12 protein-coding genes are annotated in these 16,585 nt (G+C 56.2%); 8 read left to right on the top strand and 4 right to left on the bottom strand.

Annotated elements, in window-relative coordinates; all coding sequences use genetic code 11:
* Positions 1–79 precede the first annotated feature (79 nt).
* On the bottom strand, positions 80–2,839 hold the full coding sequence (gene barA, locus HMPREF3143_RS23135) for a two-component sensor histidine kinase BarA (RefSeq protein ID WP_021241900.1): 2,760 nt from the start codon (positions 2,837–2,839) through the stop codon (positions 80–82).
* Positions 2,840–2,896: 57 nt separating this feature from the next.
* Between barA and rlmD the strand changes: the two genes are divergently transcribed.
* From rlmD to eno, 5 genes are all read left to right on the top strand, one after another.
* Entirely contained in the window at positions 2,897–4,195 is a 1,299-nt protein-coding gene (gene rlmD / locus HMPREF3143_RS23130; protein ID WP_021241901.1) for a 23S rRNA (uracil(1939)-C(5))-methyltransferase RlmD, read from the top strand.
* Positions 4,196–4,246: 51 nt separating this feature from the next.
* Complete coding sequence (gene relA, locus HMPREF3143_RS23125; protein WP_070534353.1) at positions 4,247–6,478, top strand: GTP diphosphokinase; 2,232 nt, start codon at positions 4,247–4,249, stop codon at positions 6,476–6,478.
* Positions 6,479–6,544: 66 nt separating this feature from the next.
* Positions 6,545–7,336: a nucleoside triphosphate pyrophosphohydrolase gene (mazG, locus tag HMPREF3143_RS23120; protein WP_008499627.1), complete on the top strand. Its 792-nt coding sequence runs from the start codon at positions 6,545–6,547 to the stop codon at positions 7,334–7,336.
* Between the two features lie 223 nt (positions 7,337–7,559).
* A complete protein-coding gene (pyrG, locus tag HMPREF3143_RS23115; protein ID WP_008499626.1) occupies positions 7,560–9,197 on the top strand; it encodes a glutamine hydrolyzing CTP synthase in 1,638 nt (545 codons plus the stop codon).
* An 82-nt stretch (positions 9,198–9,279) separates the two neighbouring features.
* Complete coding sequence (gene eno, locus HMPREF3143_RS23110; RefSeq protein ID WP_003862715.1) at positions 9,280–10,578, top strand: phosphopyruvate hydratase; 1,299 nt, start codon at positions 9,280–9,282, stop codon at positions 10,576–10,578.
* A 53-nt stretch (positions 10,579–10,631) separates the two neighbouring features.
* On the opposite strand, the gene HMPREF3143_RS23105 is transcribed toward eno, so the two are convergent.
* Positions 10,632–11,741 (bottom strand): SDR family oxidoreductase, encoded by a 1,110-nt coding sequence (locus HMPREF3143_RS23105; RefSeq protein ID WP_070534352.1) that lies wholly within the window; start codon positions 11,739–11,741, stop codon positions 10,632–10,634.
* A 358-nt stretch (positions 11,742–12,099) separates the two neighbouring features.
* Positions 12,100–12,924, bottom strand: coding sequence for a MurR/RpiR family transcriptional regulator (locus HMPREF3143_RS23100; RefSeq protein WP_070534351.1), 825 nt, complete (start codon positions 12,922–12,924; stop codon positions 12,100–12,102).
* Between the two features lie 165 nt (positions 12,925–13,089).
* Here HMPREF3143_RS23100 and HMPREF3143_RS23095 point away from each other — a divergent pair, with 165 nt between their 5' ends.
* From HMPREF3143_RS23095 to queE, 3 genes are read left to right on the top strand one after another with little or no spacing between them, the layout of a single operon-like run.
* Complete coding sequence (locus HMPREF3143_RS23095) at positions 13,090–14,649, top strand: PTS transporter subunit EIIC (protein WP_070534350.1); 1,560 nt, start codon at positions 13,090–13,092, stop codon at positions 14,647–14,649.
* Entirely contained in the window at positions 14,649–15,356 is a 708-nt protein-coding gene (locus HMPREF3143_RS23090) for an N-acetylmannosamine-6-phosphate 2-epimerase (protein ID WP_049121055.1), read from the top strand. Before HMPREF3143_RS23095 ends, HMPREF3143_RS23090 begins: the two co-directional genes overlap by 1 nt.
* Positions 15,357–15,410: 54 nt before the next feature.
* Positions 15,411–16,082: a 7-carboxy-7-deazaguanine synthase QueE gene (gene queE / locus HMPREF3143_RS23085; protein WP_021241905.1), complete on the top strand. Its 672-nt coding sequence runs from the start codon at positions 15,411–15,413 to the stop codon at positions 16,080–16,082.
* 88 nt (positions 16,083–16,170) lie between these two features.
* Here queE and queD read toward each other — a convergent pair whose 3' ends face one another.
* On the bottom strand, positions 16,171–16,533 hold the full coding sequence (queD, locus tag HMPREF3143_RS23080; RefSeq protein WP_008499619.1) for a 6-carboxytetrahydropterin synthase QueD: 363 nt from the start codon (positions 16,531–16,533) through the stop codon (positions 16,171–16,173).
* Positions 16,534–16,585: the final 52 nt, after the last annotated feature.

Below are 16,585 nucleotides of genomic sequence, written 5' to 3'. Positions count from 1 at the left end.
CGGGTGGCGGCTTCGCCTTACCCGGCCTACGTTAGTGCACCTGTAGGCCCGGCAAGCGTAGCGCCACCGGGCTTTTACCTCAGCTCCCCAACACCTTCATCGCTTCGCGCGTCACGTTATCCATTTCATCCAGCAGCTCCAGGAACTCCGGTTCAAGCTCCGATTCCGGCGTGCCCGCACGCAGCTGCTGCTCCAGCAACTGACAGAGGTTTTTCAGCCGCGGTACGCCGCTGTACCCGCAGCTGCCGTGCAGCTTGTGGATTGCGTCCAGCAGATCTTCCGGGTTTTCACCCACCAGCTGCTCTTCCACCTTGTTGCGAATTTCTGGCAGAAACGCGACCAGCATTTGCAGCATGTCGCGGGCCAAATCGGGTTTACCTGCCGCCTGGCGCAGCGCGAGCTGCCAGTCAAAGGTGGCGTTCTGATTAACGCTTATCTCAGCCTGCTCGCTGGAAACCGTGTACGTTCCGCCAATATGACCCGGCTTATAGCGCAACAGCAGGCTATGAAGTTTCTCTTCATCGATGGGCTTCGCCAGGTAATCATTCATCCCGGCGCTCAGCAGCTTCTCCTTCTGGCCCGCCATCGCGTGCGCGGTGACAGCAATAACCGGCGTTTGCTGCTGATGCGGCAGCTGGTGGATCAGCTCGCACGCCCGGATGCCGTCCATGCCCGGCATCTGAATATCCATCAGGATTAAATCGAACTGCATCTGCTTAGCCTGTTCAACCGCCTGCGCGCCGCTGGTGCACAGCTCCACATGCTGAACCTGGTCCTCAAGCAATGCGCCAATGAGCTTCAGGTTGGCCGGATTATCATCCACCGCCATCACGCTCATCGGCAATTTTTGCTCATCGTTAATCAGCGGAAGGGCATGCTGGCTAAGACGGCAATATTCCGTGAGGGCTGGCAGCAAACGGGTTGCGGTCAGTGGTTTCAAAAGACACGCGGCCGCGCCGTCGTTTTTCAGTTCTTCCGCGTTGAGCTGCCCATGGCACGGCAGCGCCAGCAGCAGGTAGTCGGTCATCGACGCGGCTTTCGCCAGGCGCTCCTGCTGCATGGTCAACTCGCCGGTGAAGGTTACCGGAATGCCCATCAGCAGAATATCGTAATGCTCTACGGCAAGCGCCGAGAAGGTGGGGCTGTAGACCACCTCCAGCGGCGTGGTGCTTAAGATGTCGAGCGTACACTGCGCCGCCGCAGCGTTAGGCTCAACGTAGGCCAGACGCTTGCCTTTCAGGCAGTCCGTCACCGGGCCATCGGTCAGCACGTTCGGATTAAGGTCCAGATTAATGTGGAACCAGAAGGTTGAACCGCGGTTTGGCTGGCTGTGGAAAGAGATATCGCCGCCCATCTCGTTCACCAGGCGCTGGGTGATCACCAGCCCCAGACCGGTACCGCCATGACGGCGGGAGATGCTGGCGTCCGCCTGACGGAACGCCTGGAACAGACGCGACTGGTCGCGCTCCGGAATACCGATGCCGGTATCGCGGATCTGGACTTCAATCTGGACCTTATTGCTGCTGATCGAGCGTTTCTCTACCAGGATGTCGATATTACCGCTTTCGGTGAACTTAATGGCATTCCCGACAAGGTTGGTTATGACCTGCTGCAGGCGCAGCGGATCGCCAATAACGTTATCCGGCACGTCGTTTTTAATGTTAAGCGTCAGCTCCAGGCCTTTGTCGTGCGACGAGTGCGCGAGCAGCGTCACCACTTCATCCAGCGTGCTGCGCAGCGGGAAGGGGATACTCTCGAGGATCAGCTTGCCCGCTTCCAGCTTGGAGAAGTCCAGCACGTCGTTAATGATCGCCAGCAGGTTGTTGGCCGAGCGTTCAATGGTATGCAGGTGATCCCGCTGAGTGGGGTTGAGCTCGCTTTTCAGGGTCAGACGGGTAAAGCCGATCACGCCATTGAGCGGCGTGCGCAGCTCGTGCGACATATTGGCAAGGAATTCCGATTTAATACGCGCCGCTTCCTGAGCGCGCTTTTTCGCCAGATCCAGCTCAACGTTCTGGATCTCCATCTGCTCCAGCGTTTCGCGCAGGTCGGACGTCGCCTGGTCAACGTTGTGCTGCATCTCTTCGTGATAGGCCGCCAGCGACATCGCCATCGAGTTGATGCCGTTTTTCAGCATGTCCAGCTCGCCCAGCATAAACCCTTCCACACGGCTGTCGAGCTGTCCCCGGCGGATGCGGTCAACCGTGTTAACCATGTTGCGGATGGGACCCGTCACGTCGCGCATCAGGCGCCAGCCGAAGATCAGCGCAATGCCGATGCAGAACAGCATCATCACGCCGGAAATGAAGATCTCTTTGTACTGCTGTAGCCGGACCGACTTGAGATCCAGCTCCAGCGCCACATATCCCAGCATATTATTGCTGGATTTGGCGTCGGACTGTGCAGACTCATCGGGGGAATAGCTTTCCGACACGATCGGCGTGCGCAGGATCATGATATCGCCGCGCCGCAATACGGTGAGGTGGCGCGGGAACGGCGTACCGTCCGGGATTTTCAGTGCTGCCGGATCGAGATGAAAGTTTGAGGTCACAAACAGGCGGTTATGTTCGTCGTAAACGGAAATGGCGCGTACGATGTCCGAGTGGCGGCGGTGGAGTACGCTGATTAACTGCCCAATGGATTCGCGGTTTTGCAGGTTCATGCCGTACTCGCTGGAGACGGCAAGCGGTTCGATAATACTGGCACCTGCATCTTCCAGCTGTCGCTGCAAATCGTTATAGCGGTGCACCACAAAGAAGATACTCAGCAGCAAACCGATAAGAACGGTGGGGGCGAGGATCAAAATCATCATGCGCGCGCGCAGGCTGTAGTTGGTCATGGCGTTCCGTTATGGGACAATTAAGATAATTATGGTTATGTGAGAAAAATCTCGGCGATGGCGCAATTCTACTCTGCAAAGCGACGCGTGACGACGCGTCAAATCATCACTGTTGAGGCCACGGACCTCGATCCGTTTGGCCAGGGAGTGGCACGCCACAATGGTAAGGCTCTGTTTATAACAGGTTTACTGCCAGCAGAACGAGCAGAAATTACGCTGACGGAAGATAAACGCCAGTTTGCGCGCGGGCAGGTTAAGCGTCGCCTCAGCGATAGCCCGGAGCGTGTGGCACCCCGCTGCCCCCATTTTGGCGTGTGCGGCGGCTGCCAGCAACAGCATGCGAGCACAGAATTACAGCAAAAAAGCAAAAGCCGCGCGCTGGCGCGTCTGCTCAAACATGACGTTAACGAAATTGTTGCCGATGAGCCCTGGGGCTATCGTCGTCGCGCGCGCCTGAGCCTCAGCTATCAGCCAAAAACGGAGCGGCTGGAGATGGGGTTTCGCAAGGCCGGCTCCAGCGACATCGTTGATGTGAAGCGGTGCCCCATTTTGGTGCCCCATCTTGAGGCATTGCTTCCGGAAGTGCGCATCTGCCTCTCCGGGCTGGACGGCGTACGCCATCTTGGGCACGTCGAACTGGTCATGGCAAACAATGGCCCGCTGATGGTGCTGCGCCATACCGCGCCGTTGTCGAAGAAAGATCGCGAAAAACTGGAACGCTTTTCGCATTCCCACGACCTGGCGCTTTTCCTTGCACCACAAAGCGAGATACTTGAACAGGTTACCGGTGAGGCGCCCTGGTATGCGTCAAACGGGCTACGCTTAACGTTCAGCCCGCGGGATTTCATTCAGGTGAATGATGGCGTTAACCAGCAGATGGTGGCGAAAGCGCTGGCGTGGCTGGACGTTCAGAAAAGCGACCGGGTGCTCGATCTGTTCTGCGGAATGGGCAACTTCACGCTGCCGCTGGCGCGAGAAGCGGCCAGCGTCGTCGGTGTGGAAGGCGTTGAGGCGCTGGTGGCGAAAGGGCAGGAGAACGCGCGGCAGAACGGCTTGCAAAATGTGACATTCTTTCATCAAAATCTTGAGGACGATGTCACCCAACAGCCGTGGGCAAAGCAGGGCTTCGATAAAATTTTGCTCGACCCGGCGCGTGCCGGTGCCCCGGGCGTGATGGCACATATTATTAAACTCGCGCCAAAGCGTGTGGTCTATGTTTCCTGTAACCCGGCAACGCTTGCCCGGGACAGCGAGGCACTGCTCAGCGCGGGTTACCAGATTCAGCGTCTGGCAATGCTGGACATGTTCCCGCACACTGGGCATCTGGAATCGATGGTGTTGTTCGAGCACATCTAATTTGTTTGGCTTGTCGACTTCGACAGGCCCTGGTCCCTAAAGGAGAGGACAATGGTTGCGGTAAGAAGTGCACATCTCAATAAAGCTGGGGAGTTTGACCCACAAAAATGGATCGCAAGTCTGGGAATTTCCAGCCAGCAGTCGTGTGAACGCTTAACCGAAACCTGGGCCTATTGTCTGCGCACCACGCAGGGGCATCCCGACGCCGATCTTCTCCTGTGGCGCGGCGTGGAGATGGTTGAAATCCTGTCCATGCTGAACATGGACATCGAAACGCTGCAGGCCGCGCTGCTCTTCCCCCTCGCGGATGCGGACGTGGTCAGCGAAGACGTGCTGCGCGACAGCGTCGGAAAATCCGTCGTCGCGCTGATCCACGGCGTGCGTGATATGGCAGCCATTCGTCAGCTCAAAGCCGCGCATACGGATTCCGTCTCCTCAGAGCAGGTCGATAACGTTCGCCGGATGCTGCTGGCCATGGTGGATGATTTCCGCTGCGTGGTCATCAAGCTGGCCGAGCGTATTGCCCATCTGCGAGAGGGGAAGGATGCGCCGGAAGACGAGCGCGTGCTGGCTGCCAAAGAGTGTACAAACATCTATGCGCCGCTGGCGAACCGGCTGGGGATTGGTCAGCTGAAGTGGGAGCTGGAAGATTACTGCTTCCGCTATCTGCACCCGGCGGAATACAAACGGATTGCCAAACTCCTGCACGAGCGACGCATCGACCGCGAGCACTATATCGAGGAGTTTGTCGGCGGCCTGCGCCAGGCGATGAAAGAAGAGAACGTGCGCGCCGAAGTCTACGGTCGACCAAAGCACATCTACAGCATCTGGCGCAAAATGCAGAAGAAACACCTCGCCTTTGACGAGCTGTTTGACGTGCGCGCCGTGCGTATCGTGGCGGAGCGTCTGCAGGACTGCTACGCCGCGCTGGGGATAGTGCACACGCACTTCCGTCATCTGCCCGATGAGTTTGACGACTATGTCGCCAACCCCAAACCGAACGGCTATCAGTCAATCCATACCGTTGTGCTTGGCCCTGGCGGTAAAACGGTCGAGATTCAGATCCGCACCAAACAGATGCACGAGGACGCCGAGCTGGGCGTTGCCGCGCACTGGAAATACAAAGAAGGCACGTCCGGCGGGGCGCGTTCAGGCCACGAAGACCGCATTGCCTGGCTGCGTAAGCTGATTGCGTGGCAGGAAGAGATGGCCGATTCCGGCGAGATGCTCGACGAAGTGCGCAGCCAGGTCTTTGACGATCGCGTCTACGTCTTTACCCCGAAAGGGGACGTTGTCGACCTGCCGGCCGGCTCTACGCCGCTCGATTTTGCCTACCACATCCATAGCGATGTGGGGCACCGCTGCATCGGGGCGAAAATTGGCGGGCGTATCGTACCGTTCACCTATCAGCTGCAGATGGGCGACCAGATTGAAATCATTACCCAGAAGCAGCCGAACCCGAGCCGGGACTGGCTTAACCCGAACCTGGGGTATGTCAGCACCAGCCGCGGGCGCTCGAAGATTCACGCCTGGTTCCGTAAACAGGATCGAGACAAGAATATCCTTGCCGGTCGCCAGATCCTTGACGACGAGCTGGAGCATATCGGGATCAGCCTGAAAGAGGCGGAGAAATTCCTGCTGCCGCGCTACAACTTCAACGAGCTTGATGAGCTGTTAGCGGCGATTGGCGGCGGTGATATTCGCCTGAATCAGATGGTGAACTTCCTGCAGGCGCAGTTCAATAAGCCAAGCGCGGAAGAGCAGGACGCGGCGGCGCTGAAGCAGCTGCAGCAGAAAACCTACGCGCCGCAGCAGCGCAGCAAAGACAACGGCCGCGTGGTGGTCGAAGGTGTCGGTAACCTGATGCACCACATTGCCCGCTGCTGTCAGCCAATTCCAGGCGACGATATCGTCGGCTTTATCACCCAGGGGCGCGGGATCTCGATCCACCGCTCCGACTGCGACCAGCTTGCCGAGCTGCAGTCCCATGCGCCGGAGCGCATCGTGGAAGCGGTCTGGGGCGAGAGCTACTCCGCCGGCTACTCGCTGGTGGTGCGCGTCACTGCCAACGACCGCAGCGGCCTGCTGCGCGACATCACGACCATTCTCGCCAACGAGAAGGTCAACGTGCTGGGCGTCGCCAGCCGCAGCGATACCCGCGAGCAGCTTGCCACCATCGATATGACCATCGAAATCTATAACCTGCAGGTGCTGGGCCGCGTGCTCGGCAAGCTGAACCAGGTGCCGGATGTGATTGACGCGCGTCGTCTGCACGGCGGCTAAACATCCTCTTCCGTAGGCCGGGTAAGGCAACGCCGCCACCCGGCATTTTTTCATCAGGACAGTATTATGACTCAAATCGACCGCCTGCTCGGCATCATGAAACGCCTGCGCGACCCGGAAAACGGCTGCCCGTGGGACAAAGAGCAGACTTTCGCCACCATCGCCCCGTACACCCTTGAAGAGACCTACGAGGTGCTGGACGCCATTTCCCGTGAAGATTTTGACGACCTGCGCGGCGAGCTGGGCGATCTGCTGTTCCAGGTGGTGTTCTACGCGCAGATGGCGCAGGAAGAGGGGCGCTTTAACTTTGACGATATCTGCGCTGCCATCAGCGACAAGCTTGAGCGCCGTCATCCCCATATTTTCGGTGACGCTACCGCAGGAACCAGCACCGAAGTCCTGGCCCGCTGGGAGCAGATCAAAAGCGCCGAGCGGGCAGAAAAATCCCAGCACTCCGCGCTGGACGACATTCCGCTGAGCCTGCCCGCGCTGATGCGCGCGCACAAAATCCAGAAACGCTGCTCCGCCGTGGGGTTTGACTGGACCTCACTCGGCCCGGTGCTGGATAAAGTGCACGAAGAGATTGACGAGGTGATGCACGAAGCGCAGCAGGCGGTGGTGGATGAAGCAAAGCTTGAGGAAGAGATGGGCGATCTGCTGTTTGCGACCGTCAACCTTTCTCGCCACCTGGGTGTAAAAGCGGAAACGGCGCTGCAAAAAGCTAACCTTAAGTTCGAACGCCGCTTTCGCGAAGTGGAGCGGATTGTCGCCTCGCGAGGCCTGGAAATGAGCGGTATTGACCTCGACGCGATGGAAGAAGTCTGGCAGGAAGTAAAGCGCCAGGAATCTGATCTCTAACGAAATTTTGCGATCAAGCGCAATTTGTGTGATTTTTTAAATGACAAGCGCTTGATTTGCGTCAAAAACATTTACCCAAAAGGGGCTATTTTCTCACTCCTTATGTTTGTCATGGCCTGGAATGGAGACGGAGAATGAAAGTTTGTGGCGCTCGCCGTGTTCGGGTATACTACTTTCCCGTCCTGGTTATTCCATCGTTTCACCCTAACTTCTCAGGTTCAGCATGACAACGAACTATATTTTTGTGACCGGCGGGGTCGTATCCTCTCTGGGTAAAGGCATTGCCGCAGCCTCCCTCGCAGCCATTCTTGAAGCCCGTGGCCTCAATGTGACCATGATGAAACTGGATCCGTACATCAACGTCGATCCTGGCACCATGAGCCCAACCCAACACGGGGAAGTGTTCGTTACTGAAGACGGCGCTGAAACCGATCTGGATCTTGGCCACTACGAGCGTTTCATTCGTACCAAAATGACCCGTCGTAATAACTTCACGACTGGCCGCATCTACTCTGACGTTCTGCGTAAAGAGCGCCGTGGTGACTATCTGGGCGCGACCGTGCAGGTTATCCCACACATCACTAACGCCATCAAAGAGCGTGTCCTTGCCGGTGGCGAAGGGCATGACGTTGTGCTGGTTGAAATCGGCGGTACCGTGGGTGATATCGAATCCCTGCCGTTCCTCGAAGCGATTCGTCAGCTGGCGGTAGACATTGGTCGTGAACACGCGCTGTTCATGCACCTGACGCTGGTGCCTTACATGGCGGCGGCAGGTGAAGTGAAAACCAAACCGACCCAGCACTCTGTTAAAGAGCTGCTCTCTATCGGTATTCAGCCTGACATCCTGGTTTGCCGTTCCGATCGCGCCATTCCGGCGAACGAACGTGCGAAAATTGCATTGTTCTGTAACGTGCCTGAAAAAGCCGTTATTTCAATGAAAGATGTCGATTCCATTTATAAAATCCCGGGCCTGTTGAAATCACAGGGTCTGGACGATTATATTTGTAAACGATTCAGCTTGAACTGTCCGGAAGCAAACCTGTCTGAATGGGAACAGGTTATTTACGAAGAAGCCAACCCGGCAGGCGAAGTGACTATCGGTATGGTCGGCAAGTACATTGAGCTGCCGGATGCCTATAAGTCCGTGATCGAAGCGCTGAAACACGGTGGTCTGAAGAACCGTGTCTCCGTGAACATCAAGCTGATTGATTCGCAGGATGTTGAAACGCGTGGCGTTGAAATCCTGAAAGATCTGGATGCTATCCTTATCCCTGGCGGCTTCGGCTACCGTGGTGTAGAAGGCAAGATCGCCACCGCGCGTTATGCGCGTGAAAACAATATTCCATACCTCGGCATCTGTCTGGGTATGCAGGTTGCGCTGATCGAATTTGCGCGCAACGTAGCGGGAATGGAAAACGCGAACTCTACGGAATTTGTGCCAGACTGTAAGTACCCTGTTGTGGCGCTTATCACTGAATGGCGTGATGAAGACGGTAACGTCGAAGTCCGTACCGAGAAGAGCGATCTGGGTGGCACTATGCGTCTCGGCGCACAGGCCTGCCAGCTGACTGACGATAGCGTGGTTCGCAAGCTGTACGGCGAGCCGGTCATCACCGAGCGCCATCGTCACCGCTATGAAGTCAACAACATGCTGTTGAAACAAATTGAAGCAGCGGGTCTGCGTGTTGCGGGCCGCTCCGGGGATGATCAGTTAGTCGAGATCATCGAAGTGCCAAACCATCCGTGGTTTGTCGCCTGCCAGTTCCACCCGGAATTTACTTCAACGCCACGTGACGGGCATCCGCTGTTTGCAGGCTTTGTGAAGGCCGCCAGCGACTACCAGAAGCGTCAGGCGAAGTAAAAAAAGTTAGAACGGCAACGCGTACCTTTGGTACGCGTTGTTTGTCTGGAGTTTTAGTTTAACTTGTACTGAGGAAAATCTAATGTCCAAAATCGTTAAAGTCATCGGTCGTGAAATCATCGACTCCCGTGGTAACCCGACCGTTGAAGCCGAAGTTCATCTGGAAGGTGGTTTCGTCGGTATGGCAGCTGCTCCATCAGGTGCTTCTACCGGTTCCCGCGAAGCGCTGGAACTGCGTGATGGCGACAAATCCCGTTTCATGGGCAAAGGCGTACTGAAAGCGGTTGGCGCTGTTAACGGTCCTATTGCTCAGGCTATCGTTGGCAAAGATGCCAAAGATCAGGCTGGCATCGACAAGATCATGATCGATCTGGACGGTACTGAAAACAAATCTAACTTCGGTGCGAACGCAATCCTGGCCGTTTCCCTGGCGAACGCCAAAGCGGCTGCGGCGGCTAAAGGTATGCCACTGTTCGAGCACATCGCTGAACTGAACGGCACCCCAGGCAAATACTCCATGCCTGTACCAATGATGAACATCATCAACGGTGGTGAGCACGCAGACAACAACGTTGATATTCAGGAATTCATGATTCAGCCAGTTGGCGCGAAATCCCTGAAAGAAGCAGTACGTATGGGTTCTGAAGTGTTCCACAACCTGGCTAAAGTTCTGAAAGCTAAAGGTATGAACACAGCTGTGGGTGACGAAGGTGGCTATGCGCCAAACCTGGGTTCTAACGCAGAAGCACTGGCTGTTATCGCAGAAGCGGTAAAAGCAGCGGGCTACGAGCTGGGCAAAGACATCACCCTGGCGATGGACTGTGCAGCATCTGAATTCTACAAAGACGGTAAATACGTTCTGGCTGGCGAAGGCAACAAAGCGTTCACCTCCGAAGAGTTCACTCACTTCCTGGAAGACCTGACCAAACAGTACCCAATCGTGTCTATCGAAGACGGTCTGGATGAGTCTGACTGGGCTGGCTTCGCATACCAGACTAAAGTACTGGGCGACAAAATCCAGCTGGTGGGTGACGACCTGTTCGTAACCAACACCAAGATCCTGAAAGAAGGTATCGAGAAAGGCATCGTTAACTCCATCCTGATCAAATTCAACCAGATCGGTTCCCTGACCGAAACGCTGGCTGCGATCAAAATGGCGAAAGACGCTGGCTACACCGCGGTTATCTCTCACCGTTCTGGCGAAACTGAAGACGCGACCATTGCTGACCTGGCTGTGGGTACCGCTGCTGGCCAGATCAAAACGGGTTCTATGAGCCGTTCTGACCGTGTTGCTAAATACAACCAGCTGATTCGTATCGAAGAAGCGCTGGGCGAAAAAGCACCATACAACGGTCGTAAAGAGATCAAAGGCCAGGCATAATCGCTTAAGCCTTAACATGAAAATGCCAGTCGAATGACTGGCATTTTTTTTGGCTATTTAAAATCGACCGCCATTTGCTCCGGAATGGTCAGCCCCCGGGTGGTTTGCACGCAGCGGGCAATATAATCCGTAAACCGGGGTGGCTTCGGCATCCCCATGCTCAGCAGCTTATCGTTGCTGAAGCGCACGTTAAGCGTGGCAAACGCGCCGTATAACCGCATGGCTCTCAGCATCAGACGTTCGTTGCACGGGCCAAAAATCGTTTTCAGTTCACGGCGCATTCTGACCAGCGTTTCGTAGCTGACCTGCGCGTACTTATCGCCGACGGGTGCTTTCTCCAGCGCCTGCGCCATCGCATTATCAATATCCGCAAAGCGAACGCTGTTCTCTTCTCCGGCCGAAATGTGTACCACTTCCCCCGGACGCGCGTTGCTGTTGAGCAGCATTAACAGCGCGTCGGCACAATAATCCACCGGGACAACGTCGATCCGGTCCTCCATCGAGCACATAAACTTCTGCAGCATCAGGCCCATGCTGAAGACCCAGAAAATACTGCTCGAGGGCGTGCAGCCGTGGCGTGTATGGCCGACAACGATGGACGGACGCGCGATGAGCAGCGGCAGGTTCGGACATTCCTGGCGCATCAGCTGTTCGATGGTTGACTTCGAAAACGTGTATTCCACCAGGTGTTCAGCATTCTCTCTGAATTCGGCGCTTTCGGCGACCAGGGAATCCTGCTCCGGCGTACATGACATTGCCGTGCCCACGTGGAGGAAGCGTTGTAGCGTTGAAACCTGCTCCATGCGGCGCGCCAGTGCCAGCGTTCCTTCCACGTTGACCTTCCAGATGAGCGGGTTGTTACCAAATGAGGCAACAGCTGCACAGTTCACGACATGCGTGACCTGGTCCAGACGCGGATCGTTCAGGAAGGCTTGAGGCTGGCTGAGATCGCCAATGAGGATATTGTCCACGCTCAGAGTGGCCAGTTTGTCCTCAGGAACGTTGAACTTGCGCATGTTCTCCAGCACGCGCTCCAGCCCGCTCTGCGGATCGCTGGCACGCGCGAGCAAAAGCAGTTTTACGGATTGATCGCTGGTCAGAATTTTTTCCAGTACTGCACCGCCCAGAAACCCCGTCACGCCTGTAATCATTAACATCTTCATTAATACCGTCTCATTATGATTGATGAGGCGGATTGTAGGCGTGCAAAAGTAAACGGCATTTAAATAATAAAACGCCGAAATAGACAGCATCTTAAGCTTATTTTAAGGAAAGGAATTCAGGTGGAGATATTGGACATTACAGGCAGGGTGAAAATTCAATTTATTAAAATGAATATTTCAACGTGATGATATTAAAGTTCTTTTTGTGGTGCTCATCGGATGGTGAACTTAATTCGAAATGTAATAAATATAATACTTTGTTACACCAAACATTTACCGGATAAATGATTTAAACACCACTTAACTTAAATCAGGCGACATTAAGCGCAGGCTATTTTATTTAGCCTGCGAAGGGTTTTTAGAGTAACAGAGGAAGCGTGGCGCTGGCCGTTTGCTGGCTAACGTCGCCGTAACGGCCATCCAGCGCAATCATGGACGTGGTCAGCAGTTCGACCAGCAGCATGACCCCAACTTTGGCATTGAGCGCGCCCGCGCTAAGCGGCCCCTCTGGCTTGGCGGCCACCAGCTGCATGTCGCTCAGGGACGCCAGCGGGCTGCGGGGCGTATTGCTGAGTGCCAGAACCTTAACGCCGCGCTTGCGGGCAAGCTTCACCACGTGGAGTAGATCCCGCGTTGAGCCGGAACTGGAGATTGCCACCACCAGCGTCTCTTCCGAAAGCGTTGTCGCATTCATGGCCGCGCGGTGCATATCGCTAAACAGCTGTGCGGGTTTGCCCAGCCGCAACAGCTTGTAGTGCAGATACTCCCCGAGGATCGCGCTGGCCGCAACGCCATAAATCTGCACCGACTGCGCCTGATGCAGCGCCAGCGCGGCCTTTTCAAGCAGCGTGCGGTCAAGGAGCCTGGCGGTGTCCTGCAAAGCCTGCACCGACTCATCCACGACGTTATCAATCTCATCCCCCGCCTGACGCGCGGGCTGGCCCTGCTGAATATCCAGCGCAAGCGCCATTTTAAATTCGTTATAGCCCTTGCAGCCCAGCGTGCGGCAAAGACGCGTCACGCTGGCCTCGCTGGTGTGGCTCTCGCGCGCCAGTTCGGTGATCGTCAGGTAGAGCACCCGGGCAGGATCGCTGAGTACAAACTCACCGAGTTTTTGTTGTGTTGGGCTGTACCCGGAAGCCTCCTGGCGTAGCTTCAGCAGCAGGTTTTCATGGTCTGACATGCTCGATCCTTAATGCGTTTCTCTGCGACTAGTGTGGCGGAAAGCGGGGGCAGGATGCCAGTCATTTCGAAAAAGTATGATCGTCGTCCTGGTTTTTGATGATAATTTTCACTATTTAAAATTAATATGGTAAAAATTTTCATCTATTAATGGGGGGATGAAAAAATGATGCAAATATTCAGTGGGGCTTCTTCAGGGGGATGGTTTGAAAAAGCGCAGCGCTTTGGCAAATCCTTTATGTTGCCGATTGCCGTGCTGCCTGCGGCAGGTCTGCTGCTGGGGATAGGCGGCGCGCTATCCAATCCCAACACGCTGGCGGCCTATCCGTTTTTAGACGTGAGCTGGCTGCAGGCCATTTTCACCATCATGAGCAGCGCAGGATCCATCGTGTTTGCGAACCTCTCGGTGCTGTTTGCCGTTGGGGTGGCCGTCGGGCTGGCAAAAAGCGATAAGGGCACGGCGGGGCTGGCGGCGCTTCTCGCGTTTCTGGTGATGAATGCCACCATCAACGCGCTGCTGATCCTCACCGGCAAACTGGCGCATGAGAACCCGGGCGCGGTGGGGCAGGGCATGACGCTGGGTATTCAGACGCTGGAAACCGGCGTCTTTGGCGGCGTGGTGATTGGGCTGGTAACCTGCGCGCTCCATCATCGGTTTAACAAGATTGCACTTCCGCAGTTCCTGGGCTTTTTTGGCGGCTCGCGCTTTGTTCCTATCATCAGCTCGCTGGCGGCGATACTCGTCGGTGCGCTCATGACCGTGGTCTGGCCGCATTTCCAGAAGCTGATTTTTGGTCTCGGCGGGCTGGTGGATGCGACCGGCTATCTGGGCACTTTGCTGTACGGCTTCATTTTACGCATGCTGGGTCCGTTCGGTCTGCACCACATCTTCTATCTGCCTTTCTGGACCACCGCGCTTGGCGGGAGTGAAATCGTCAACGGACACCTCGTGGAAGGCACACAGCGGATCTTCTTCGCTCAGCTGGCTGACCCGAACACGCAACATTTCTATGAGGGCACGTCACGCTTCATGTCCGGGCGCTTTATTACGATGATGTTTGGCCTGCTCGGGGCGTGCCTGGCGATGTACCACACGGCAAAACCCGAGAACAAAAAACGCGTTGCCGGGCTGCTACTTTCTGCGGCGTTAACCTCGTTCCTGACGGGGATTACCGAGCCTATCGAATTCTCGTTCCTGTTTATTGCGCCGGTGCTCTACGTCATCCATGCGCTGTTTGACGGGCTGGCATTCATGCTCGCGCACATGCTGCATATCACCATCGGGCAAACCTTCTCCGGCGGTTTCATCGACTTCGTGCTGTTCGGCATTTTGCAGGGAGAAACCAAAACCAACTGGATGTTCGTTCCGCTGGTCGGCGTACCGTGGTTCTTCCTTTACTACTTTACCTTCCGCTATCTGATTAACCGCTTCGATTTCGCGACGCCAGGTCGGGAAAAGGAGGCGATGGCTGATGAGGTCAGTCTGCCGCAAAACGAACGCGCAGCCGCGGTGATCGCCGGATTAGGCGGAAAAGAGAATCTGGACGAGGTGGACTGCTGCGCCACGCGTCTTCGCGTCACGGTTAAAGACGGCAGCAAAGTGAATGAGTCGGCACTGAAAGCCACCGGGGCGCGCGGCGTTATCGTGCGCGGCAACGGCGTTCAGGTCATTTATGGCCCGCACGTCACGATTATCAAAAACGAAGTGGAAGAGATCTTATCGTAATGAAAACTGTACTGGATAACCTGAAGGGAAAACTGGTCGTCTCCTGTCAGGCGCTGGAAAATGAACCGCTGCACAGCCCGTTTATTATGTCGCGCATGGCGCTGGCTGCGGCACAGGGCGGGGCTGCCGCCATTCGCGCGAACAGCGTGGTGGATATCGAGGCCATCAGGCAGCAGGTGTCTTTGCCGGTCATCGGCATCATCAAACGGGATTATCCCGAAAGCGAGGTGTTTATCACCGCGACAATGAAAGAAGTGGATGAGCTCATGAGCGTCTCGCCGGACATCATTGCGCTTGATGCGACGGCGCGGCCACGTCCCGGCGGAGAATCTCTGGAAACGCTGGTCTCGCGCATCCGCGCACGTTATCCCGCGGTGCTGCTGATGGCGGATATCTCCTCCGTGGAGGAAGCCGTGACGGCGCAGGCGCTGGGCTTCGACTGCGTCGGCACCACGCTTTACGGCTACACGGCGGAAACGGCGGGCCATTCACTTCCGGAAAACGACTGCGCGTTCCTGAAAGCGGTGCTGGCCGCCGTGACGGTGCCCGTGGTTGCCGAAGGCAACGTGGATACCCCCGAACGCGCGGCCAGGTGTCTGGCGCTGGGCGCGCATACGGTGGTGGTCGGCGGCGCGATCACCCGTCCGCAGCAAATTACCGAACGGTTTATGGCGGCGATTGACGCGCAAAGCACCGATGGAGCATGACCATCCGGCGGGGATCTGCGATACTTATCGTTTATCCCCTTTACTGAGATGACTATGCAGTACCCGATTAACGAGATGTTCCAGACCCTGCAAGGCGAGGGTTACTTTACCGGCGTTCCCGCTATTTTCATTCGTTTACAGGGATGCCCGGTTGGCTGTGCCTGGTGTGATACCAAACATACGTGGGATAAGCTCGCAGATCGGGAAGTGTCGCTGTTTAGCATTCTGGCGAAAACCAAAGAGAGCGATAAGTGGGGGGCAGGCAGTGCCGAGGATCTGCTCGCCATCATTGGTCGTCAGGGCTGGACGGCGCGTCACGTGGTGATCACCGGCGGTGAACCCTGCATCCACGATCTGACGCCGCTGACCGAGCTGCTCGAAAAGAACGGCTACAGCTGCCAGATCGAAACCAGCGGCACCCATGAAGTGCGCTGCTCGCACACCACCTGGGTGACGGTATCGCCAAAAGTGAATATGCGCGGCGGGTATGACGTGCTGTCTCAGGCGCTGGAGCGCGCGGATGAGATTAAGCACCCGGTAGGACGCGTGCGTGATATCGAAGCGCTGGATGAACTGCTGGCCACCCTGACGGATGAAAAGCAGCGGGTCATTGCCCTGCAGCCTATCAGCCAGAAAGACGATGCAACGCGCCTGTGCATTGAAACCTGTATTGCGCGCAACTGGCGCCTGTCGATGCAGACGCACAAGTATTTGAATATCGCCTGAAAAAAAGCCCGGAGGCGCGAGCGCTTACCGGGCCTACGGTTCCAGGCGATTGTAGGCCGGGTAAGGCGAAGCCGCCACCCGGCAAGCATCACTCGCCGCGATACACGCAGCCTGCCGTACAGGTCTCTTTGATCATCACCGCGCTCAGCAGCGGTACCCGCGGCTTCATCTGATCCCAAATCCATTTTGCCAGCACCTCGCTGGTCGGGTTTTCAAGGCCCGGGATCTCATTCAGGTAGTAGTGATCCAGACGATCGTAGGTCGGCTTAAACGCCGCCTTCAGCTCGGCAAAATCCATGATCCAACCGGTATGCGGATCAACTTCACCGGTGATCTCAAGACGCACCATGAACGAATGCCCGTGCAGACGGCCACATTTATGCCCTTCAGGGACATGCGGAAGGTGGTGGGCGGCTTCGAAGGTGAAATCTTTAAACAGTGTGGTGGACATGATCGCTCTCAGTAATGCGGAAAAAACCGCCGCATAGTACCGGAAAGCACAA

The organism is Enterobacter sp. HMSC16D10 (genome assembly GCF_001807145.1).
Classification (GTDB): Bacteria; Pseudomonadota; Gammaproteobacteria; order Enterobacterales; family Enterobacteriaceae; genus Enterobacter; species Enterobacter roggenkampii.
This window is presented reverse-complemented; position numbering and strand designations above follow the sequence as displayed.